Source organism: Pseudomonas sp. F220 (genome assembly GCF_057813935.1).
In genome coordinates this window covers 88,014-108,822 of the sequence record NZ_JBVASJ010000015.1, presented here as the reverse complement: position 1 = coordinate 108,822, position 20,809 = coordinate 88,014, and the positions used below count along the sequence as shown (strand labels likewise).

Annotated in this window: 20 protein-coding genes and 1 riboswitch; of the genes, 7 read left to right on the top strand and 13 right to left on the bottom strand. The window is 58.5% G+C overall.

Annotated elements, in window-relative coordinates; translation table 11 throughout:
* Positions 1-71 precede the first annotated feature (71 nt).
* The 5 genes from ACZYSM_RS15450 to ACZYSM_RS15430 form a co-directional block, all read right to left on the bottom strand.
* Positions 72-2,810, bottom strand: coding sequence for a winged helix-turn-helix domain-containing protein (locus ACZYSM_RS15450; protein WP_489072349.1), 2,739 nt, complete (start codon positions 2,808-2,810; stop codon positions 72-74).
* A 215-nt stretch (positions 2,811-3,025) separates the two neighbouring features.
* Positions 3,026-4,390: a DUF1329 domain-containing protein gene (locus ACZYSM_RS15445; RefSeq protein ID WP_489072348.1), complete on the bottom strand. Its 1,365-nt coding sequence runs from the start codon at positions 4,388-4,390 to the stop codon at positions 3,026-3,028.
* A 28-nt stretch (positions 4,391-4,418) separates the two neighbouring features.
* Positions 4,419-6,308 (bottom strand): DUF1302 domain-containing protein, encoded by a 1,890-nt coding sequence (locus ACZYSM_RS15440; protein WP_489072347.1) that lies wholly within the window; start codon positions 6,306-6,308, stop codon positions 4,419-4,421.
* A 337-nt stretch (positions 6,309-6,645) separates the two neighbouring features.
* On the bottom strand, positions 6,646-8,328 hold the full coding sequence (locus ACZYSM_RS15435) for a fatty acid--CoA ligase (protein WP_489072346.1): 1,683 nt from the start codon (positions 8,326-8,328) through the stop codon (positions 6,646-6,648).
* Between the two features lie 134 nt (positions 8,329-8,462).
* Positions 8,463-9,092: a LysE family translocator gene (locus tag ACZYSM_RS15430; RefSeq protein ID WP_489072345.1), complete on the bottom strand. Its 630-nt coding sequence runs from the start codon at positions 9,090-9,092 to the stop codon at positions 8,463-8,465.
* Positions 9,093-9,186: 94 nt separating this feature from the next.
* Here ACZYSM_RS15430 and ACZYSM_RS15425 point away from each other — a divergent pair, with 94 nt between their 5' ends.
* From ACZYSM_RS15425 to ACZYSM_RS15415, 3 genes are all read left to right on the top strand, one after another.
* Positions 9,187-10,152, top strand: a complete 966-nt coding sequence (locus ACZYSM_RS15425) for a 2-hydroxyacid dehydrogenase (protein WP_489072344.1) — start codon at positions 9,187-9,189, stop codon at positions 10,150-10,152.
* 29 nt (positions 10,153-10,181) lie between these two features.
* Positions 10,182-11,180: a methyltransferase gene (locus tag ACZYSM_RS15420; protein ID WP_489072343.1), complete on the top strand. Its 999-nt coding sequence runs from the start codon at positions 10,182-10,184 to the stop codon at positions 11,178-11,180.
* A 50-nt stretch (positions 11,181-11,230) separates the two neighbouring features.
* Positions 11,231-11,353: riboswitch (yybP-ykoY riboswitch) on the top strand.
* 88 nt (positions 11,354-11,441) lie between these two features.
* Entirely contained in the window at positions 11,442-12,026 is a 585-nt protein-coding gene (locus tag ACZYSM_RS15415; protein ID WP_489072342.1) for a TMEM165/GDT1 family protein, read from the top strand.
* A gap of 185 nt (positions 12,027-12,211) precedes the next feature.
* Here the strand turns inward: ACZYSM_RS15415 and ACZYSM_RS15410 are convergent, their stop codons facing one another.
* The 4 genes from ACZYSM_RS15410 to ACZYSM_RS15395 form a co-directional block, all read right to left on the bottom strand.
* Positions 12,212-13,030, bottom strand: coding sequence for a M48 family metallopeptidase (locus tag ACZYSM_RS15410; RefSeq protein WP_489072341.1), 819 nt, complete (start codon positions 13,028-13,030; stop codon positions 12,212-12,214).
* A 241-nt stretch (positions 13,031-13,271) separates the two neighbouring features.
* Complete coding sequence (locus ACZYSM_RS15405) at positions 13,272-13,892, bottom strand: SOS response-associated peptidase (protein WP_489072340.1); 621 nt, start codon at positions 13,890-13,892, stop codon at positions 13,272-13,274.
* A 36-nt stretch (positions 13,893-13,928) separates the two neighbouring features.
* Positions 13,929-14,189: a putative signal transducing protein gene (locus tag ACZYSM_RS15400; RefSeq protein WP_489072339.1), complete on the bottom strand. Its 261-nt coding sequence runs from the start codon at positions 14,187-14,189 to the stop codon at positions 13,929-13,931.
* A gap of 13 nt (positions 14,190-14,202) precedes the next feature.
* Positions 14,203-14,385, bottom strand: coding sequence for a CPXCG motif-containing cysteine-rich protein (locus ACZYSM_RS15395; RefSeq protein WP_489072338.1), 183 nt, complete (start codon positions 14,383-14,385; stop codon positions 14,203-14,205).
* 139 nt (positions 14,386-14,524) lie between these two features.
* Here ACZYSM_RS15395 and ACZYSM_RS15390 point away from each other — a divergent pair, with 139 nt between their 5' ends.
* Positions 14,525-15,691, top strand: a complete 1,167-nt coding sequence (locus ACZYSM_RS15390; RefSeq protein ID WP_489072337.1) for a 1-acyl-sn-glycerol-3-phosphate acyltransferase — start codon at positions 14,525-14,527, stop codon at positions 15,689-15,691.
* A 119-nt stretch (positions 15,692-15,810) separates the two neighbouring features.
* Here the strand turns inward: ACZYSM_RS15390 and ACZYSM_RS15385 are convergent, their stop codons facing one another.
* Entirely contained in the window at positions 15,811-16,098 is a 288-nt protein-coding gene (locus tag ACZYSM_RS15385; protein WP_489072336.1) for a hypothetical protein, read from the bottom strand.
* Positions 16,099-16,293: 195 nt separating this feature from the next.
* Here ACZYSM_RS15385 and ACZYSM_RS15380 point away from each other — a divergent pair, with 195 nt between their 5' ends.
* Positions 16,294-16,500 (top strand): hypothetical protein, encoded by a 207-nt coding sequence (locus ACZYSM_RS15380; protein WP_489072335.1) that lies wholly within the window; start codon positions 16,294-16,296, stop codon positions 16,498-16,500.
* Between the two features lie 79 nt (positions 16,501-16,579).
* Here ACZYSM_RS15380 and ACZYSM_RS15375 read toward each other — a convergent pair whose 3' ends face one another.
* Complete coding sequence (locus ACZYSM_RS15375) at positions 16,580-17,164, bottom strand: YajG family lipoprotein (protein WP_489072334.1); 585 nt, start codon at positions 17,162-17,164, stop codon at positions 16,580-16,582.
* Positions 17,165-17,329: 165 nt separating this feature from the next.
* On the opposite strand from ACZYSM_RS15375, the gene ACZYSM_RS15370 reads away from it, so the two are divergent.
* Entirely contained in the window at positions 17,330-17,500 is a 171-nt protein-coding gene (locus ACZYSM_RS15370; protein WP_489072333.1) for a hypothetical protein, read from the top strand.
* A 742-nt stretch (positions 17,501-18,242) separates the two neighbouring features.
* Complete coding sequence (gene mqo, locus ACZYSM_RS15365; protein ID WP_489072332.1) at positions 18,243-19,751, top strand: malate dehydrogenase (quinone); 1,509 nt, start codon at positions 18,243-18,245, stop codon at positions 19,749-19,751.
* Between the two features lie 108 nt (positions 19,752-19,859).
* On the opposite strand, the gene ACZYSM_RS15360 is transcribed toward mqo, so the two are convergent.
* Together ACZYSM_RS15360 and ACZYSM_RS15355 are read right to left on the bottom strand one after the other, a co-directional pair.
* The gene (locus ACZYSM_RS15360) at positions 19,860-20,147 is read right to left on the bottom strand and encodes a PA4642 family protein (RefSeq protein ID WP_489072331.1); all 288 of its coding nucleotides are present in this window, start codon (positions 20,145-20,147) and stop codon (positions 19,860-19,862) included.
* A gap of 63 nt (positions 20,148-20,210) precedes the next feature.
* Positions 20,211-20,705: a hypothetical protein gene (locus ACZYSM_RS15355; protein ID WP_489072330.1), complete on the bottom strand. Its 495-nt coding sequence runs from the start codon at positions 20,703-20,705 to the stop codon at positions 20,211-20,213.
* Positions 20,706-20,809: the final 104 nt, after the last annotated feature.

Here is a 20,809-nt window from a genome sequence, read left to right as displayed (position 1 = left end):
GCTTCGCCAGCTGCTACAGGAATTTGGGCAAGCCCCCTCCTCGCCACAGGGTTCGTGCCCAACATTCTGGATCACCCCAACACCCCCAATTCCTTCGCCCGCGCCACGGCCTGAGTCCGGCGCTCGACGCCGAGTTTGCTGTTGATATGGCTGGCGTGGGTTTTTACGGTGTGCAGAGAGATGAACAACTGATCGCTGATCTCTTGGTTAGAGCACCCTTGAGCAATCAATTGCAGGACCGCCAGTTCCCGGGCACTGAGGTTTTCGGTGTGATGCTGCGGCTCGACCGGCTCACGGACCACGGCCGCCGGTAACCGCTCAAGCAGGCTCTGGCGCAACAGCGTCTGCGGGCAGTGCTGAAGTTGTTCTCGCAGCCAGTCGGGATGGTTGCCCAGCAACCATTCGAAAGGTTGCAGTCCCCCCCCCGCCGCCACTTCGAACGCCTGGGCCAAGGCTTGCCGCGCCTCAGGTTCGCGCCCGCTACCGAGCAGCAACGCGACCTTCTGACTCAACGCCATCACGCTGAGCATCTGCCGACCGGTTTGCTGCCCATGCTCGACCAGTGTATTCAACCGCTGCTCGGCAACTGCGGGCCGCCCCTGGATCACGTCCAGCAAGGCCTGTTGCAGTTCGATGTGCAGCGGCAGTTGCGGATGGAACTCCGGAGGCGCTGCCGCCTGCTCTCCGTTATAGGTCTGCCCCAGCCGCGCCAACCAGGCTTCGGCCAAATCGATGCGGCCCTGAGCCAGCCACAGCTCGCATTTGACCAGGGTGATCATTGCCAGGTAGTAGATCGGCGGCACGTCCCAGATATGCATCAGCCGCTCAGCCTCGGCAAGTTCAGCAAACGCTTTGGCGAACTGACCGCCGTGCCCTTCGAGCTTGGCGATCACGCAATGACCGATCAGCACACTGATATCCCGACAGGCCCGCGCTTCACCCAATCCCGCCTGCAATCGAGCAAGCCCGGCTTCGGGTTGCATGCGCAGGGTCAGCAGAAATCCTTCATACAGGGTCAAGCGAGCGCGAATCGCATACAGTCGCTGGGCAGACAAACCCTGCAAACGCTGCAAACCCTCGCGCACTTCATCGAGCGCACGGAGGACTTCCCCTCGTGCTTGCAGCACCCGGGCCCGATCGTAATGGGCCAGGGCTTCGAACAGCGGATTGCCGACGCGCTGCGCCAACTCCAGTGACTCACGGTTCAAGCCACGGGCGCGCCACAGGTCCGCGTCGGCAGTCGCCAGGTTGGAGAGTGTCGAAAGACACATCAAACGCTGCCCGTAACGCTTGTGCGGCAGGCTCTCCAGCGCTTCAGTGCAATAAAGCAGGGTCAACTCGCGGTTACCGCGACCACGGGCGATGATCCCGCTCAGCGCCAGCCATTGCGCCAACATGGATTTCTGCGCAGTCGCCGAAGGTGCTGGCAGGAATCGACTCAAATGGCTCGCCAGCTCCTCGGCGGCGTCCAGCTGACAGGCCAGCCCCAGCGCCCAGCTGTAGAGCACGATCAGCCGTGGCGTGCTGATCAGCAGGCTGTCGGGCAGGTCCATCTTCCAACGCAGCAGCATGCCGACGTTTTGCTCGGCCAGCAGTTGCTCCTCGGACAGGTTCTGCACCAGATTCGCCGCAACATCCAGGTGCCCGGCACGCAACGCCTGCTCCACCGCTTCATCGAGCAAGCCTTGGGCGTTGAACCAGCGGCAGGCCCGCAGGTGCAGACTGGCGGCCGGCAATACCGCATTGGCCGTGGGCCGGGTGCGCAGCAGATCGGAAAACAAATGGTGGTAACGATACCAATGGCCCTGTTCATCCAGGGGCACGAGAAAAACCTGATGTGCCTGCAAATACCGGAGAATTTCAGCGCTGTCGTGGGCCTCGCGTACGGCGTCGCACAACTCGCTGCAAAAGCGCTCCTGCGGCGCGGTGTCATACAGGAATGACTGCACCTCGGCCGGCAGGCAATCGATGACTTCTTCGAGCAGGTAATCGCGGATCAACCCTTCGCCGCCGTGCAACGCTTGAGGCAGTGCACCGTCATTGCCCGCTTCGGAGGCCGCCAACAGCCAGAAGCGCAGCCCCGCGACCCAGCCCTCACTGCGCTGAATCAGGCTTTCCAGGGCTTCACCGCGCAACGAACTGCTGTGCCGGTCGAGCAACGTCAGCGATTCGTCGTGGGTCAGGCGCAGGTCCTGCTCATGCAATTCGAGCAATTGCCGGGACAGCCGCAAACGCGCCAGATGCCAGTCCGGACGCTGACGGCTAGTGACCAGCACCAGCAAGCCATCGGGTAGATGATTGAGGAAAAACTGCAGACAGCGATCGAGCACCGGCCCTTGAGCCAGATGATAGTCATCCAGCACCAGCAGCAACGGTGTGTTTGGCGAGAGGTGCTCGGCCAGTTCATCGAGCAGACCGTCCAGCCATTCTTCGAAGGCGAACGGCTGATGCCGCTGGCGCATTTTCAACAGGCCCAGGGCCTGACTGCCCAGTTGCGGGAAATATTGTTGAAGACCATCGAGCAGGCGCTCGAGGAATCGGCCGGGGTCATTGTCGCGTGGACTCAAGCCCAACCAGAGACTGTGCCAGTGAGCCGGCAGACTCTGACAGAACTCCACCGCCAGGGAGCTTTTACCAAAACCGGCCGGAGCGCTGACCAACAGCAAGCGCCCGCTCAAGCCAGCACTCAGGCGCTCGCACAAGCGAGGCCGCAGCACATAGCCGTCGGGCAAGGGTGGTCGGTAAAAGCGCCCTTCCAGCGCTGGAATCGCAACACTGGAAGGCCCATGTAAACGGGACAGGTCAGTCATAGCCAACTCTTATTAAAGTGCTGTTGTCGGCATTGCAGATGTCCGCAGACTAGCGGTAAAAGGCGTCGTGTTGAAGGCATTGCTACAAATTGATAGAAAAAGAATACAACCAGAATTATCAGCCTACGTTTGCGGTTCCTTGCCTTTCGCTGCCTAAAAAAACGCCCCGAACCAGTCAGGGCGTTCAGAGGATGCGGCCTCTGTTTTACAACGTATTAGCGAACACCTTCCTGACGCAGTGCAGCCGGGGTGAAATCACTGGTGGTCGCGGTGAAGCCGAAGTCATACGCCTGTTTCTCTTCGTTCTTCATGCCCAGTGCCAGGTAGCGGCCGGACTGCAGGTCGTAGAGGGCTTCCAGGGCATACCACGGTACTTGCTTGTCGTAGTAGGTCTCGGCATGGGCCTCACCCACGCGCCAGAGTTGACCACGACCGTCGTAGTGATCGATCACTGCGGCCTGCCAGGTGTCTTCATCGATGTAGAAGTCACGCTTGGCGTAAATGTGACGCTGACCTTCCTTCAAGGTAGCGACCACATGCCAGACCCGACGCAGCTCGTAACGCGCCAGGTCCTGGTTGATGTGACCGGCCTTGATGATGTCGGTGTACTTGAGCTGCGGCGAGTCGAGCTTGTAGCTGTCGGAGGCAATGTACATCTCTTTTTTGCCTTCGAGCTTCCAGTCGTAACGATCCGGCGCACCGTTGTACATGTCGAGGTTGTCGGAGGTGCGCAGACCATCAGCGGCAGTACCCGGCCCGTCATAGGACACTTGCGGAGCCCGACGCACACGACGCTGACCGGCGTTGTAGACCCACGCCGAACGCGGTTCTTTCACCTGGTCGAGGGTTTCGTGCACCAGCAGCACACCACCGGCCAGACGCGCCGGCGCAGTCACTTTCTGCTTGAAGTAGAACAGGATGTTGCCCGGGTTTTTCGGATCGTAATCCTTCATCTTGTCGCGAAACACGAACTGGTCCTGGAAGTACACTAGGCTGAACGAGCCGTTCGGCTGCGGCGTAGCCTGGGTCACCAGACGGGTTACGCTGCCACCGCGATAGCGGGTGATGTGGTTCCAGATGACTTCAACACCGTTTTTTGGAATCGGGAACGGCACGGCCGTTTCGAAGTTTTCCAGGCCGTTGCCGCCAGAAACCAGATTGGTGTTGGTGGCGTTTTTCTTGATGGCAGCGAACACGTCATCCGGCACGGTCGCGCCGCGATGGGACGGGTAGACCGGCATTTTGTAGGTTTCGGGGTAACGCTTGAACATCGCATATTGGCCCGGCGCCAGTTTGTCTTTGTACTTGTCGACGTTTTGCGCGGTGATGGTGAACAGCGGTTGCTCACTGGCAAATGGGTTGGACAGGAAGCCTTTGCTGTCAACAGTACCGGCGTTTTTCGCCATTGGTTTCCAGGCCGGGATCGAGCCATCGGCATTGCCAGCCATTTCCGCGCCCATCGGTGTCAGGCTCTTGCCCAACTTGTCCGCTTCGGCAGCAGGAACCGCTGCCATGACCGCGGTCGCCAGCAGCGAAAGCCCAAGGACACCCGCTTGCAACAGACTTTTGGTTATTTTCATATTCTTGTTCGTCCTGAAGATGCAGTGCTTAGAAGTTCACGCCGACGCTGAGCGCAACGAAGTCGCGATCATCCACGGTGCTGTACTTACCGCCAAAGAAGTTGGTGTACGCAAGGCTCGCGGTGTAAGTGTTCTGGTATTCAGCATCGACCCCAAGGCTCACAGCCTTGCGACCTTCTTCGAAGTTACCGCCAGGGCCAGGGGAATAGCCGCTGACGTCATGGGACCAAGCCACGTTCGGCTTCAGGTTCACACCGGCGAGCACGTCGGGGTATTCCCAGATGGCGCGGCCGCGATAACCCCACGAGTTAGCCGTGGTGAAACCATCGTTGTTGCAGTTGGTGCTACGGTTATTGGCCGAAGCACCCGGACCGGCACCGTTGATGGTGGAGGTGTTAAGGATCTGCGAGCAGGTGTCCAGACCACCCGTGGCTGGCAGTTCGCCTGGACCGAAGACCGGATCGCGGCCATAGCGGACATCGGACGTGCTTTCCAGGCCACCGACGTGGGTCAAACCGATTTCACCCACCAGGGTCAGACGGTCGGCGCCCATGACCTGATCAAAGAAGTGCGTCAGGGTCGTCTGGAACTGGGTGATTTCCTTGCGGCGATAACCGTGCAGATCCTGCCCTGGCACGCCAGTGAGCAAGGACGCGTTGGTCAACGCGCCGCCCAGTGGACGAACACCGGCAAACAGGATGTCGGTGGAGTTCAACTGCACCGGCGCATTCGGACGGTAGCTGACCTCACCACTCCACGCCGTACCGGTAGGCAAGGTGGTGGAGAAGCTCAGACCGTAGAGACGAATGTCTTCCGGATACTCGACGAAGTAGCTGGAGTTACCCGCGACGATCAACGGTGCCAAAGAACGAAGCGATGCCGGCAACGCAGCCACCCGGGCATAGGTCGACGGTGAGGCGCCCGTTGCACTGAAGATCGGTGCCCGGCTGTGATAGTTCATGAAGTAGGCGCCGAACTCGGTATCCAGCGGTTCGTAGTTGTACTTGAAGGATGTGCCCCACTGACCGCCATCGCGCGCATCCCGGTCCGAGGCACGGCGAACCTTAACGCCTTCATCGTTGATGTCCACTCCGTTAGCGGCCAGTGCAGGCAATGCCGCTGCCGGGATGGTGGAACGCTTGTTCAGTACGCGCAGGTTGTCAGTGCAACCATTGGCAATGATGTCTGGCTGGGAGAAGAAGGTGCCGCAGTTATCGACAACGGTCTGGTCCCACCCGATCTGGTAGAACGCTTCGGCCGACAGGTGTTCGGTCAGACTTTGCGAGATGTAGAACATGTTGACCGGGATCAGACCTTCCTTGACCTCGGTACCAGGACGACGGAATGCGGAAACGTCGATCGGGTTGATCGAGTTGATACCGCCACCGATGAAAGTACTTTCGCCCCAGCTCACGACCTGTTTGCCCAAGCGCACGGAACCCGGCTCATCGGCAATGGAGTAGTTGTGGTAGACGAAGGCGTCGAGGATTTCCCCACCTGACGACTTGGCGCCCTCTTTGCGTCCGTCGTTGCTGACGTTCTTGAATTCCAGGTCCTGGTTTTGCAGCGCGAAGTCGTACCAGTATTTACCGCGTACAAAGACGCCGGTATCGCCGTATTTCAGTTCAAGGTCATGGATTCCCTTGAAGATCTTCGAATAGGCTTGCCCGCTCTTGAAGTTCAAGTGACCGTCATCGGAGGTCTGGGACAGACCGCGCCCACCGTTGTTGACACCAATCAGGTTCTTGTTCGGCTGCTGGGTTGACACACTCATACCCAGGGAGAGGGACGAGTCGAACTGACCTTCGATTTCACCGATGTTGAAACTGACGCCGAATGCGGGCCCGGCGAGCGTAGAGGCAAGACTGACCGCCAGAGGCAGTTTCGCCCGGCGCCAGAACTCGTTTACTGATGTCATCGACGCTACTCCATGTGCTTTATTGTTATGGCAGTGAGCACTTCTAAAAACGCTCTGAGTGACAGGGAGCCAGGTTGTCCCAAAGCCAGTCAGAGTTGCATCGCTGTGTTCTATGCGTTTGCTCCGTTCTTAAAAATCCTTGAGCGGACTATAGCCAGCAGGTGGTCCCTGCTTGATCCCTCTAAAGTGTGATTTGCAGCCCCCGACTACCCTGGAGCAGTCCTTTCGCCATACCGGCTGATGCCGGCACGGCAAGAATGGCTGAAAATTTCAATTTGACAAGCCAAGCGCTTGCTTGGTGGGCTTGCCGTGCCTTTTCGGGCACGGCAAAAGACACTTAAAGCGTCGAGAGGAAGGTGCTGTTGTTGGTCTGCCATTCGGTGATGTCGACGCGGATGCGCTTCTTGTCGAGTTTGCCAACACTGGTCTTGGGAATTTCAGTAACAAGGGCGATCTGGCTGGGAATTGCCCATTTGCTGAGGTGGCCCAGTTCGACGAATGGCTTGAGATGTTCCTTGAGCTCCTTGGCTCCGATCACATGTCCTTCACGCACCACCAACAGTGCAAACGGCCGCTCGCCCCATTGCGGATCCGGGATGCCAACCACTGCTACTTCGCGTACCGCGGGATGGCGGCTGATCAGATCTTCCAGTGCCAGCGACGAAATCCATTCGCCACCCGTCTTGATCACATCCTTGATCCGGTCACGAATATCGATCACGCCCATGCTGTCCAGGGTGGCCACGTCGCCGGTGTGCAGCCAGCCGCCGGCCCAGAGTTCGGCGCCCTTTTCCGGTTCGCGGAAATAACCCTCGGTCAGCCATGGCGCACGCAACACCAGTTCGCCCTGGGACTCGCCGTCCGCCGGCAGGAAGTTGCCATCACCGTCGACAATCGCCGCTTCCACCAATGGCCCGGGCACCCCGGCCTTGATTCGATAGGTGGTGCGTTCGTCCTCAGTACCGGCCATCAGCTCATCATTGAGGTGAGCGCAGGACACCAACGGGCCGGTCTCCGACATGCCGTAAGCGGCGGTCAGTTGAATACCCTTGGCCTTGGATGCTTCGTACAGCGCGCGGTTGAGGGCGCTGCCACCGATGACTATTTTCCAGCCGCCGAAGTCTGTGTCCTTGGCCGCTTTGGCATTGAGCAGCATCTGCAGGATGGTCGGCACGCAGTGGGAGAAGGTGACCTTTTCCTTGCGCCACAACTCCACCAGATACTCCGGATCGTAACGACCGGGATAGACCTGCTTGAGCCCGAGCATGGTCGCCACATACGGCAGGCCCCAGGCATGCACATGGAACATCGGCGTGATGGGCATGTACACGTCGCTGGTACCCAACAGCCGCACGCTGTCGATGCTGCCCATGATCGTCGACACGCCCATGGTGTGCAGCACCAGTTGCCGATGAGTGAAATACACCCCTTTCGGATTGCCCGTGGTGCCGGTGGTGTAAAAAGTGGTCGCGACCGAGTTTTCGTCGAAGTCTTCAAAGTTGTATTGCGTACTGGCGGTGGCCAGCAGTTGCTCATACTCGCCAATCAGATTGGGCAGATCAGCGGTTTTTTCCGCTGCGTCGGTCAGCAGCAGGGTTTTCTCGACCGTGGTCAGCTGCCCGGCAATCGCCTGGTAGAGCCCGACGAACTCACTGTTGACCAGCACGAAGCGGTCCTCGGCGTGGTTCATGGTGTAGAGAATCTGCTCAGGCGACAGACGCACGTTGATGGTGTGGATCACCGCGCCGATCATCGGAATGGCGAACATACACTCCAGGTAGCGATGGCTGTCCCAGTCCATCACCGCCACGGTGTCACCGGCCTTGACCCCGGCTGCCGTCAGTACGTTGGCCAGCCGCGCGACACGCTCGATGAGGGTCGGGTAGCTATAGCGCAGTTGGTCGCGGTAGACGATCTCGCGGGTTTTCTCATAACGGCTGCCGGACATCAGCAGCCGCTTGATCAACAGTGGATATTGATAAGCGCCTTCGGCTGGCGGAATAACGCGAGTCTGCAACATAAGAGTCCCTTTTCTGACTGCACAGTCTTGGCTGTAAAGATATGCACTCTAGAGCCCATTGATGACAGCTAAATCAGCCAAAGGAATGATTTGCAGAGCCGTACAAATGCCAGCATTTGGTTCCGATAGCTCAATCAATGCATTTCAGTGAACGCCAGCTTCACGCCAATGGCGATCAGCACCGCGCCCATGGTCCGGTCGAACCAGTGGCCCATACGGGCGAAACTGGTGCGTACCCGCTGCTGGCTAAACAGCATGGCCACCAGGCAGAACCAGAAACCGGTCGCCACGGCCAGATAAACCCCGTAACCCGCCTGAATCGCCAGAGGTGTATGCGGGTTGATCACCACAGTGAACAACGACAGGAAGAACAACGTCGCCTTGGGGTTCAGGCCATTGGTCACGAAACCGGAAGTGAAAGCGCCGCGGGCCGTGCGTTCGCCGACTTCTTTGTGCAGGTCTTCAGTGGCTGGCTTGGCCGGCTGGGCGCGCAACGCCTTGAAGCCGATGTATAGCAGATAGGCAGCCGCCAGCCATTTCAGGGCGTTGAACAGGACAATCGACTGCGACACGATCAGGCCGATACCCAGCAACGAATAGCCCACGTGCAGGAAGATCGCCGTACCGACACCAAGAGCCGTCCAGGTACCCGCACGGCGACCGTGGGTCACGCTTTCGCGCACCACCACAGCAAAGTCCGGGCCGGGGCTTGCAACAGCGAGCAGGTGAATAAGGGCAACGGTCAAGAACTCTGTCCAGTACATGGGGGCTCCTTTTTTGGGCTGGGAGTAACGAATTGTTTCATCTGTTAGGCTCGCCACATTACGCCTTCAGTTAACCGCACAAAAGGTACAGTTGATGAGTAACAATCGCCGCGCCGTGTTCCTTGACCACACTTCCCTGGACCTGGGTGACCTTGACCTCAGTGCGCTGCGAAACAGCTTCAGCGATTTGCAGCTCTGCGCACAAACCACACCGGATCAGGTCATCGAACGCCTGCAAGGCGCAAGCATCGCCATCAGCAACAAGATCATGCTCAATGCCGAAACCCTGGCGGCCTGCCCTGAGCTGAAGCTGATCCTGATTGCTGCCACCGGCACCAATAACGTCGACCTCGCTGCCGCCCGCGCCCACGGCATCACCGTCAGCAACTGCCAGGGTTATGGCACACCTTCAGTGGCCCAACACACGATCATGCTGTTGCTCGCCCTGGCCACGCGCCTGAACGACTATCAAAAAGCGGTCGGTGAAGGCCGCTGGCAGCAGGCCACGCAGTTCTGCCTGCTGGATTTCCCTATTGTTGAACTGGAAGGCAAAACCCTCGGCCTGTTGGGTCATGGCGAACTGGGCGGCGCCGTCGCGCGGTTGGCCGAAGCATTCGGCATGCGCGTACTGCTCGGCCAACTGCCGGGGCGCCCTGCACGCGCCGATCGTTTACCGCTGGATGAGCTGTTGCCGCAAATCGACGCGCTGACCCTGCACTGCCCGCTCAACGAACACACTCGCCACTTCATCAGCACCCGTGAATTGGCGCTGCTCAAACCCGGCGCCTTTATAGTCAACACCGCCCGTGGCGGTTTAATCGACGAACAGGCTCTGGCCGACGCCCTGCGCAGCGGTCACCTCGGCGGCGCGGCCACCGATGTGCTGAGCGTCGAGCCGCCAACCACCGGCAATCCTCTGTTGGCCGGCGACATCCCACGGCTGATCGTCACCCCGCACAACGCTTGGGGCAGTCGCGAGGCGCGGCAGCGGATCATCGGTCAGCTGACGGAAAACGCCCAGGCGTTTTTCAGCGGTACAGCGCTGCGGGTCGTCAGTTGATAAACTGCGCTACTTTTCAGGAGCAGACTATGGATCCGCGCAGTGAAGTACTGCTTCGTCAGGCTGAGTTATTCCAGGGCTCGTTGCTGCTAGCCGGTTTGCCCGCCGATGATTTGCTGGGCAAATTGCCCAACGCCCATGGCTGGTGCTGGCATGCCGGTGATCAAGCCGCGCTGGATGCACGCTTTGCCGAGCGCAGCCATTTTGGCGTGAATGCACCGGCTCAAGGCTTCGAAACCGCGGTGCTGTTCCTGCCCAAATCCAAGGACCTGACCGATTACATGCTGAACGCCCTGGCCTCGCGCCTGGCCGGCCGCGAGTTGTACCTGGTGGGTGAGAAACGCAGTGGTATCGAAGGCGCGGCCAAGCAGCTGAACCCCTTCGGTAAACCGCGCAAACTCGACAGCGCACGGCACTGCCAGCTCTGGCAGGTCACCGTGGCCAATGCGCCGCAAGCCGTAACGCTGGAAAGCCTGGCGCAGGAATACGAACTGCCGCTGGCCGAAGGTCCGCTGAAAGTCATCAGCTTGCCCGGAGTGTTCAGCCACGGTCGCCTGGATCGCGGCAGCGCTTTGCTGCTTGAGCATCTGGACAAACTGCCCAGCGGTCACCTGCTGGACTTCGGTTGCGGTGCGGGCGTGTTAGGTGCGGTGGTCAAACGTCGTTACCCACACAACACTGTCACGCTGCTGGACGTCGATGCGTTTGCGGCTGCCAGCAGTCGCCTGACCTTGGCCGCCAACGGTCTGGAAGCCGAGGTTCTGACGGGGGATGGAATCGACGCGGCCCCTATGGGTTTGAGCGCAATTCTGAGCAACCCGCCGTTCCATGTCGGGGTGCATACCGATTACCACGCGACGGAAAACTTGCTGCGAAAAGCTGCTAAACATCTGAAAAACGGTGGTGAACTGCGCTTAGTGGCCAACAGTTTCCTGAAATATCAACCATTGATCGAAGAGCATCTCGGGGTGTGTGCGATCAAAGCCGAGGGACAGGGCTTTCGCATCTATCGGGCCAAGCGCGGCTGAAACTCTTTTAGAAAAGAAGGCTTGCCGAATGGATTTTGCCTAGGCAGAATCCGCTCCGTCCTAGGGGAGTAGTCTCCCACGAGCGCCATGCTCGTCCGGCATACGTCAACATACTTGGTCCTCAGACCATGGCGTATGCGACCCAGAGTCCGCACAGACGGACCGCAGGGTTTGACAAGACCTATGACACGAACACCTTACCCGGGGCGGGAAGGCTGTACGTGTCATAGCCGTGTCGACCCGCCCCTTAGGAAATACCTGATGCTGGATTCTCTACTCGTTCCTACCGCAATCGTTGCCTTGGCCGAAATCGGCGACAAGACGCAACTGCTCGCGCTCATTCTCGCCGCTCGCTTTCGCAAACCCTGGCCAATTATCGCGGGTATCGTCGCCGCGACCCTGGCCAACCACGCAGCAGCCGGTGCGGTAGGTGCCTGGTTTGGCAGTTTCTTCTCGGATGCGATGCTGCACTGGATCCTCGCCGCGAGCTTCACCGCGACCGCGCTGTGGACCCTGGTGCCGGACAAAATGGATGACGACGAAGCCAGCACTGGTCGCAAGTTCGGGCCGTTCCTGACCACGTTGATCGCATTCTTCCTCGCCGAGATGGGCGACAAGACCCAAGTCGCTACAGTGATGCTCGCCGCGCAATACCCTGAACTGTGGCTGGTGATCATCGGCACCACTCTCGGCATGCTGATTGCCAACGTGCCGGTGGTGCTGGCGGGTAACTTTGCTGCGGACAAACTGCCCCTGACCCTGATCCGTCGCCTGGCAGCGTCGGCGTTCTTCATCCTTGCCGTCGTTGCGGTGTACAAGGCGATGCAGAGCAGCGGGTGGGTGTGAGTACTGGCGAATGAGATGTTTCAGTCAGGTGAGTAACTGTGGCGAGGGGGCTTGCCAATCAGTTAAGGCAATGAGGTCTCTGTAGGAGCGAGCTTGCTCGCGATGGACGTTAACGATAACGCGTGTTTTCTGAATAAACGCGTCGCCCTTGAGTCCATCGCGAGCAAGCTCGCTCCTACAGGGGTTCAGGGCTTTTTAGCCTTCTCGTACAGCGGCATTACCTTCGGAATCGCCGCCTGCAACGAAGCGATCCGGCTACTTGAGGCCGGGTGGGTACTCATGAATTCAGGCGGCGAACCTTCCGACGCCTTGCTCATTTTGTTCCACAGGGTGAGCGCTGCATTCGGGTCGTAACCGGCGCGGGCGGCCAGTTCCAGACCGATCAGATCTGCTTCGTTTTCATTGCTGCGGCTGTTGGGCAAGGTCATGCCGTAATTGGCCACGGTGTCAGCCAGTGCCAGGCTGTCCTGCCCTAAACCGAACAAGGCCCCGGCGCCCTGCTTCGCCATTTCAATGCCATAGGCCTTGGACATCGCTTCACGGCCATGCTCGCGCAATGCGTGGGCAATTTCATGCCCCATGATCGCGGCGATTTCATCGTCGGTGAGCTTCAGGCTGTCGATCAGCCCGGTATAGAAAATGATCTTGCCGCCAGGACCGCAGTTGGCATTGAGCTCGTCACTCTTGATCAAGTTGACTTCCCACTGCCACTGGGCTGAATCCGGGCGGAAATTCGGCGCCTGAGCGATCAGTCGATCGGCAATCGCCTGGACTCGCTTGGCCTCGGTACTGGTCTTGTCCAGCACACCCTTCGTGGACGCCTCCCCCACGGTCTTCTGGTAGGACTGCGCATACATCTGATTGACCTCATCGGTCGACAGCATGCTGAACATGTACTGCTTGCGCTCCACACCTACCGCACCGCCGCTGGTGGTGTTGACGGACTGACAACCGCTGAGCAGCAAACCTGCGCTCAGTGCACACAAAACCAATGACTTACTCATGAATACGCTCCCTGAAAACATGGCGCGTATCCTAGGCGGTGAAATGTATCGGCGCCAGATACAATGGACGTGTAACACGTACATTTCAGCTTCACCCCTGCGTCAGGCCGAAATCGCCTGAAGGTCCTGCGGACCTTTTCGCGGGCAAGCCGCGCTCCCACAGAAACAGCGCAGTACCTGTGAGAGCGTGGCTTGCCCGCGAAGGCGTCAGCAAAAGCACAGCAGAACTCATTGATTCAACTCAACCCGGCGTCAAACACTCCGGCGCATTGAGCTTCGGATCATTCACCAGATTGGCCAGCACTCGCTCGCGCAAAGGCGTTGGCTCGCTGGCTAATAAAGCCTGCAAGGTGTGCAGTGGCGTTTCGGGGTTCAACCAGGCTTCCTGGCCGGCGGCATCGAGAATCAGCGGCCGACGCTGGCTCGAAGCGGCTTGAGTAACCACCGCGGTGCTCAACCAGACCTGCTCCTGCACCGGGTAAGCTTCCCAAATAGCGGCGAAGAACAGTGCCGAGCCCTCCCCCGGCGTCAGCCAGTACGGGCGCTTGCGGGTGGTCCCGCGCCACTCGTAGAAACCATTGGCCGGCAACAGGCAGCGGCGCAAACGAAAAGCTTCGCGAAACATGGGTTGCTCGGCCAGGGTTTCGGCTCGAGCATGCGCCGGAGTACGCGACATATCGGTCAACCACGGCGGCGTCAAACCCCAGCGGGCGCGGGCCAGATCACGCTGACCGTCAGTCGCGCGCAGGATCAGCACCGAATCGTTGGGCGAAATATTCCACTGCGCCTGCTGATCCGCGGGGAATCCTGGCAAGGCTGCGAAAGCGGGGTTCCAACGAAACAGGGCATAACGTCCACACATGGGGCAATACGACTCTAGAACAAAACAAACGCCAGCCTAACAGACCAGAACGCCAGGAAAGCTTTCCGGCTCATCGCCCGACAGCGGCAGCGCGGCATTGTACGCGGCGATCAGCTCCCGTGCGTATTGCGCCTGATCGTTATCCACCGACAGGCCAAGCAGACCAAACACCGGCAATTCACCAACACCGCCCAGCAGATCACGCCCCACCAGATGTGCTTCCACGCCTTCGCTGGCCAGCATGCCCTGCAACAACTCGCCTTCCATCAGGTTTTCCGGTTCGTAGACTCGCTGCATACAGGCTCACCCTTCACTCGTTCTCAGTGTGAACGTCGAGCATCCATTCCTGACCGTCGGTTTGCAGCGTGAAAACAATCGGCCGGCAGCACACCGGACAATCCTCAATGTACTGCTGATCGCCCCCGGAAAGATCGAGAACCGCCTCAACCGTTTCACCGCAATAAGGGCAGTCGTAGTGCGCAGTTTCCAGCATCGCGGTCTCCAAGTGACTTGTGCGTATAATCGCCGGTCTATTGGCAGGGATATTTTTGTTTGAGCTTACTTTCCAGACCGTGCCCAGCCGTTTTTTGATCCAATCCTTTACTTACCCTAGCCGTTTCTAACAAGAGAGCATGATGGGCGAATTCGATACCATCCGACCTTACGACGACAGTGAAGTCCCAGCGGTGCTGGCACGACTGCTCGGCGACAAGGCGTTTCTAGATATCCTCACCCACTTTCGCTTTCCGCGCTTCGCCGGCGCCCTCGGCTGGTTGCTCAAACCACTTATAGCTCATCGGCTGCGCCGAGAGTTCGCCGGGATCACTTCGGTGGCCACGTTGCAGGACAAGGTCGAGTTTTACGTCGACCACACGATCGAGCGCGCTACTGATGGCGTGACCTACACCGGCGTCGAGCAGTTCAAGTCCGGTAGCGCTTACCTGTTCCTGGCCAACCACCGGGACATCGTGATGGACCCGGCCTTCGTCAACTACGCCATCTACCACGCAGGCCTGCCGACACCGCGCATCGCCATTGGCGACAACCTGTTGCAAAAGCCTTTCGTCAGCGACCTGATGCGCCTGAACAAGAGCTTTATCGTGCACCGTTCCATCAGCGGTCGCCGCGAGAAGATGGCGGCCTATCAATTGCTTTCGGCCTACATCAGTCACTCGATCCTCAACGACTGCCAGTCGATCTGGATCGCCCAGGCCGAAGGCCGCGCCAAGGACGGGGATGACCGCACCGAGTCGGCGATCCTCAAGATGTTCCACATGAGCCGCAAGGACGAGCCGTTCGCCGAGGTCATTCGTTCGCTGAACCTGACCCCTGTGTCGATCAGCTACGAGTACGATCCGTGCGATCAGGCCAAGGCCCGCGAACTGTATGTCCGCGCGACCACCGGCACGTACAGCAAGGTGCCGGGCGAGGACGATGCCAGCATCGCAAAAGGAATCACCGGCTATAAAGGCCGCGTGCATGTGAATTTCGCCGCGCCGATCACCGAGCGTTTCGAAGATACCAAGCAACTGGCGATCGAAATGGACCGACAGATTCTCGGTGGCTATCGATTATTCCCGGTGCACTACCTCGCTTACGCGCAATGGAGCGACGCCGACCGGAAATTGCCGGTGCCGCCCGCCGCCGATATGTTCGCGGCCGAGGAGTTGGCCAAAGCCCAGGATGAATGGCAACGCCGCCTGGATGCCTGCCCGGCGGAGCACCGTCCGTTTCTGGTGCTGCAATACGCAATGCCGGTGCGCAATCAGTATCGGGTCAAGGCGGGGCTGTCGCTGTAAGGCTATGACTGAATACGACAACGGCGCCCTTGGGCGCCGTTTTTGTTTCTGGAGCGGGCGACCAACGTAGCAGTTGCCGAAGGCTACGTTCGGCAACTGCTACGGGGTTTAGCCGCCACTTAGACCCGGGTGCTGATCCACGATACCAGCAGCGCCAACGCCAGACAGGCGAAACCAAAGCAGTAGTAAAGCCGGTTCATGCGCATGCTCGCAACGTCCAGCAGCACCACCGGTTGGTCGAGCCTGCGGCTCTGGCTTTGCGCTTCCATACTGGCCAAAACGCGTTGCTCACGACGACGAGTCGTATGCAGTACCCATCCGCCCGGACAGGCAAGCAACAGGGCGAGGACATTGATCAGTTTGGCGGGGTGGGCATTGAACATGGACCAGATCAGTTGCAGCGACATCATGAACCTCGAGTAAAACATGCCATAGGGGTCGTCGAACAAGCACCCGCGGCGCGGATTCTACCGAAAGCCCTGACGCATGCCCCGCCCTTTTCGACCAAATAACGAGCCATCCGCCGATTAATTTACGCGGTCACGCATTCGTCATCTAAACACGCCAGTCTGTTGCCCCTAAATACCGACACGGAGCTTGTCATGCTGCACGCAGAAAACCAGGATCGTCTTTATCTGATTTCCCCCAGCGATGAGCAGCAAGCGCTGGTCGGCAGTCTGGCCTTCAACGTCCAGGACCGCCATTGGCTGGTGTATTGCGCCCTTGGCGGCCATCAACATGCTGATCTGCCGGAAACCGACTTGCTGACCGGAGTGAGCATGCTCGACTTTTATGTCGAAGCGGCCTGAATTCAAACAGACATGAAAAAGCCCGATTTCAGTGATGAAATCGGGCTTTTTCGTAGCGGGCAGATCGCCTACACGAGTCTTATTGGCTCAGGATCTGACCGACGGTCGGATCCTTGAACACTCGGGTGAGAGCATCGCTCAGGACGTCACTGACCAGTTTGGTGTTGGTTTCCTGGTTCGGTGCCATACCGAAACGCTGGTCCAGAGATGAACCATAACGGCCGCTGTAGTGACGGCTGGCGTTTGACACATCGGAGCGGAAGGTCGCGCCGATAGTCGCTTCGGTCACATACATGCCTTCTTTAGGCGACTGGTATTTCAGATCGACCAGGGTCACGGTCAACTGCGGAGCATTCATGGCATTCGGGCTTGGGGTGAACCCCAGCAGACGCACGGCGGCTTCGGCCTGGGCTTGCAGTTTGGGCACGATGTCGGCGCTGGCGACGGTGATGGCGCTGGTTTCAGGGTACAGGCCGCCGCGTGTCCCCAGGGTTGGCGACGGACGACCGTCAACCACTTTCACCACCACCGGCTGGCCCTGACCCACAGGCGCGAGCTGGGTCAAAAGTTTTGGTTGCGGGCTAAGTTGTTGCGGGCTGTTGGCGCAGCCAACCAGCGTCAAACTGGTCACAGTGATCAAACCGAACAACAGGCGTTGCAACATGCTCATCTCTCCAGAATCAGGCACAAACAGATCGCCAGTATAGCGGTGGGCAAGTGCTGCGAACTAGCGCTACGCAACACTTGCTCAAATGTCTGACCCAGACACTCAGGGCAGGTTCCTGTCACATCGTTGTCACACCCGTTACACACACGTGTCATCTCTGGCGTGCAACCTTCTACCCAGGCTTTCAAGCAGTGCAGCGTGCCGCCAATGGCTGATGGCGTGGTCGAAATCGTAGAGATCCGCCCCAACTGGCTGCATCAATCAGTGCCCGCCAGTGCCTGTATCAGCCCGCGCACTCCTCGCTCACGGCTGCAACAACTGTTGACCACCTGACCAAACGGCTAATAAAAGTCATTTAACAGGATCATTTCTCCACGTTTCTTCGCTACAATCTCCCCCCGATTATAAGGACGTCTCCTGATCGGGCCTCGCAGCATCGCTAATGCGCTTGTATTAGCTCCCCGCACCGCCCACAGAGAGCCGCCCACACAGATCGAGTGAAGCTGGCGGCGCTTGCTGTTTATCCTGCAAACCACCACTTTTCGCGAATCTGCCAGAGCTGCCATTACGCTCGGTCACTGAGATGTTTGCCCGTTTTGCCTGTCATGTACCCCATGTCGGCATTTATTCCTCGGGCCCGGTGCCAGGCTGGGTAGCCTTTTTTGAGGTTCACGTCTTCAAAAGAGCGTGAAAAAACGGGTTTTCACAACTTCACAAGAGTGTGGCGAGCAAATGAATAGTTTTGCGTCTGAAAATGCACTATTAGCGTCTACAACAGCCCAACTACACAGGACCGAGCACTCCTCAAGAACTGGAGCCTGAAGCCTGTCCACTACGGATTTGGTTGCACAAACGGACGCCTTGACCATAAGTCGAATTGCCTCCCGCGCGCTGAAATGAGTTCATATGAACCTTAGGCCCGGTTGGTAGCGTCCGTCGAAGTTGCGAAAAATTGCGAAGATTCGGACATGGCGATCCTGGCCATGGGTGACCTGGGGCTTTACTTGAAGCATGCCCCGTAACTCCTGGCAGCTATGCCGTCAATTTGGTGCTGCAGATTTTGGAGACGCGTTAAATGGCGCATAACGAAGCAGTCGACGTGGTATTGGTTGGGGCGGGCATCATGAGTGCCACCCTCGCTGTACTGCTCAAAGAACTCGACCCCGCGATCAAGCTGGAAGTCGTCGAGCTGATGGATTCGGGTGCCGCGGAGAGTTCCAACCCGTGGAACAATGCCGGTACCGGTCACGCGGGGCTGTGTGAGCTGAACTACACGCCACAGGCCGCCGACGGCACCGTCGATATCAAAAAAGCCGTGCACATCAACACCCAGTTCGAGGTGTCGAAGCAGTTTTGGTCTTATCTGACCAAAAAAAGCACGTTCGGCTCGTCAAAAACCTTCATCAGCCCGGTGCCACACCTGAGCTTCGTGCAGAGCGACAAAGGCGTTTCGTTCCTGAAAAAACGCTTTGAGCTGATGAGCAAGCATCACGCCTTCGCGGACATGGAATACACCGAAGACAAGGCGAAAATGGCTGAGTGGATGCCATTGATGATGCCAGGCCGTGCGGCTGACGAAGTCGTCGCCGCTACCCGCGTGATGAACGGTACCGACGTCAACTTCGGCAACCTGACCAATCAATTGCTCAAGCACCTGACCAGCGCACCTGATGCCCAGGTCAAGTACTGCAAGCGCGTCACCGGCCTCAAGCGTAACGGTAATGGCTGGACCGTCAGCATCAAGGACGTGAACAGCGGCAATTCCCGCGATGTAGACGCCAAATTCGTCTTCCTCGGTGCTGGCGGCGCGGCATTGCCGTTGTTGCAGGCTTCGGGCATCGAAGAAAGCAAAGGTTTTGGTGGCTTCCCGATCAGCGGCCAATGGCTGCGTTGCGACAACCCGGAAGTGGTCAAACACCACCAAGCCAAGGTGTACAGCCAGGCTGCGGTGGGTTCTCCACCGATGTCGGTACCGCACCTGGACACCCGTGTCGTCGATGGCAAGAAGTCCCTGCTGTTCGGACCTTACGCCGGCTTCACCACCAAGTTCCTCAAGCACGGCTCGTTCATGGACCTGCCGATGTCGGTTCGCGCCGGCAACATCGGCCCGATGCTGGCCGTGGCCAAAAACAACATGGACCTGACCAAGTACCTGGTCAGCGAAGTGATGCAATCGATGGAGCAACGTCTGGAATCGCTGCGTCGCTTCTACCCAGAAGCCAAGGCTGAAGACTGGCGTCTGGAAGTGGCTGGTCAGCGCGTGCAGATCATCAAGAAAGACCCGAAGAAAGGCGGCGTTCTGCAGTTCGGTACCGAACTGGTCGCAGCCCAGGACGGCTCTCTGGCCGCCCTGCTCGGCGCTTCGCCTGGTGCATCGGTCACCGTGTCGATCATGCTCGAGCTGATCGAACGTTGCTTCCCGGAAAAAACCGCGGGTGTTTGGGCGGCCAAACTCAAGGAAATCTTCCCGGCTCGGGAAAAGATCCTGGAAACTGACGCCGCGCTGTACCGCAAGATCAACACGCAGAACAACCTCAGCCTTGAACTGGTTGAGCAAAGCAGCGAGACCCAAAGCTACGCTTGAAGTCTTCGCCCATAAAAAACGCCTCGTTCTCCTTGAGAGTGGGGCGTTTTTTTTGTCACCGGCAATGCCGAAGTTTCGAGCCGCCTGCATCACGAGCAAGCTCGGTTCCTACACGCGGGCTTTTTTGATCAGTTCGATGTACTCATCCGCGTGGCGCTGATCTTCAATCAGGGCGACGAAATTTTTGCCGTGCTCGTCCTTGCCATCCAGGTCATAACCGGCTTCGATGAAGAACACCAGGAAGCGTTCGAAATCATCGATACGCAGGCCACGGTAGGCCTTGATCAGTTTGTGCAGGGACGGCGAAGTAGCGTCGAGCGGTTCGAAATCGAGGAACAATTTGATCTGCGCATCACCGATCTCATCACCAATCACCTGTTTCTTATCTTTACGCATTACCGACTCCAGCTCGCAGACTTTTCACGGGGCGGGCAGTTTACCCCCCGCCAGCCTCCTCGCTCAACGCGCGCGTACGGCCCCGGTGTGCAAGTCAGCCCAGACATGCCCGTTGGCATAGCTCAGGAACTGACAATAGACCGTGTCGTTGCGCAGTAGATCGATCACCACGCGGTATTGGGCCAGCGGGTAATACAGCGTGAGGGTCTTGGTCTTGTCATCGAACACTGGCTTTTTCAGGCTTTTGCTTTCGCCATCGAAGTTGACCAGAACCTGATTGATCGCAGCGCCCTTGTTCAGCGCTTTACCCTTCAAGCGGATCAACAACGGTGAAGTCACCGGGATCGGCTGCTGACTGGATTGGCGCTGACTACCGACCACGACCGAGTAATCGGTGATTTGCAGGAGTTGCTGAAGTTCGGGCTGTTCCTTGCGCAAAGACAGATCGTCCGGCGGTAAAAACTGCGCGTGCATCGGCGTACTCAACGCCTGGCCGGCCGCCAGAGGCAGGCCCAGAAGCAACAAGCTAGCGGCCGCGTTGCGAATCAAAAGGCTCATATAGGGTTCCGATCACGAGGCCAGACACTCTAACACGAGGCCTGATTACACCCGCTACAGACCAGGATCAATACCGCGACCTGACGATCCGGGCATACTCCAGA

What these genes read in the sequence shown, in the direction of transcription:
- ACZYSM_RS15440 (WP_489072347.1), bottom strand. Translation starts at nt 6,308, where the DNA reads ATGACATCAGTAAACGAGTTCTGGCGCCGGGCGAAACTGCCTCTGGCG.
- ACZYSM_RS15360 (WP_489072331.1), bottom strand. Translation starts at nt 20,147, where the DNA reads ATGCGTAAAGATAAGAAACAGGTGATTGGTGATGAGATCGGTGATGCG.
- ACZYSM_RS15430 (WP_489072345.1), bottom strand. Translation starts at nt 9,092, where the DNA reads ATGTACTGGACAGAGTTCTTGACCGTTGCCCTTATTCACCTGCTCGCT.
- ACZYSM_RS15405 (WP_489072340.1), bottom strand. Translation starts at nt 13,892, where the DNA reads ATGTGTGGACGTTATGCCCTGTTTCGTTGGAACCCCGCTTTCGCAGCC.
- ACZYSM_RS15400 (WP_489072339.1), bottom strand. Translation starts at nt 14,189, where the DNA reads ATGCAGCGAGTCTACGAACCGGAAAACCTGATGGAAGGCGAGTTGTTG.
- ACZYSM_RS15425 (WP_489072344.1), top strand. Translation starts at nt 9,187, where the DNA reads ATGAGTAACAATCGCCGCGCCGTGTTCCTTGACCACACTTCCCTGGAC.
- ACZYSM_RS15435 (WP_489072346.1), bottom strand. Translation starts at nt 8,328, where the DNA reads ATGTTGCAGACTCGCGTTATTCCGCCAGCCGAAGGCGCTTATCAATAT.
- ACZYSM_RS15390 (WP_489072337.1), top strand. Translation starts at nt 14,525, where the DNA reads ATGATGGGCGAATTCGATACCATCCGACCTTACGACGACAGTGAAGTC.
- ACZYSM_RS15355 (WP_489072330.1), bottom strand. Translation starts at nt 20,705, where the DNA reads ATGAGCCTTTTGATTCGCAACGCGGCCGCTAGCTTGTTGCTTCTGGGC.
- ACZYSM_RS15420 (WP_489072343.1), top strand. Translation starts at nt 10,182, where the DNA reads ATGGATCCGCGCAGTGAAGTACTGCTTCGTCAGGCTGAGTTATTCCAG.
- ACZYSM_RS15395 (WP_489072338.1), bottom strand. Translation starts at nt 14,385, where the DNA reads ATGCTGGAAACTGCGCACTACGACTGCCCTTATTGCGGTGAAACGGTT.
- ACZYSM_RS15410 (WP_489072341.1), bottom strand. Translation starts at nt 13,030, where the DNA reads ATGAGTAAGTCATTGGTTTTGTGTGCACTGAGCGCAGGTTTGCTGCTC.
- ACZYSM_RS15385 (WP_489072336.1), bottom strand. Translation starts at nt 16,098, where the DNA reads ATGTCGCTGCAACTGATCTGGTCCATGTTCAATGCCCACCCCGCCAAA.
- ACZYSM_RS15380 (WP_489072335.1), top strand. Translation starts at nt 16,294, where the DNA reads ATGCTGCACGCAGAAAACCAGGATCGTCTTTATCTGATTTCCCCCAGC.
- ACZYSM_RS15415 (WP_489072342.1), top strand. Translation starts at nt 11,442, where the DNA reads ATGCTGGATTCTCTACTCGTTCCTACCGCAATCGTTGCCTTGGCCGAA.
- ACZYSM_RS15450 (WP_489072349.1), bottom strand. Translation starts at nt 2,810, where the DNA reads ATGACTGACCTGTCCCGTTTACATGGGCCTTCCAGTGTTGCGATTCCA.
- ACZYSM_RS15375 (WP_489072334.1), bottom strand. Translation starts at nt 17,164, where the DNA reads ATGTTGCAACGCCTGTTGTTCGGTTTGATCACTGTGACCAGTTTGACG.
- ACZYSM_RS15445 (WP_489072348.1), bottom strand. Translation starts at nt 4,390, where the DNA reads ATGAAAATAACCAAAAGTCTGTTGCAAGCGGGTGTCCTTGGGCTTTCG.
- mqo (WP_489072332.1), top strand. Translation starts at nt 18,243, where the DNA reads ATGGCGCATAACGAAGCAGTCGACGTGGTATTGGTTGGGGCGGGCATC.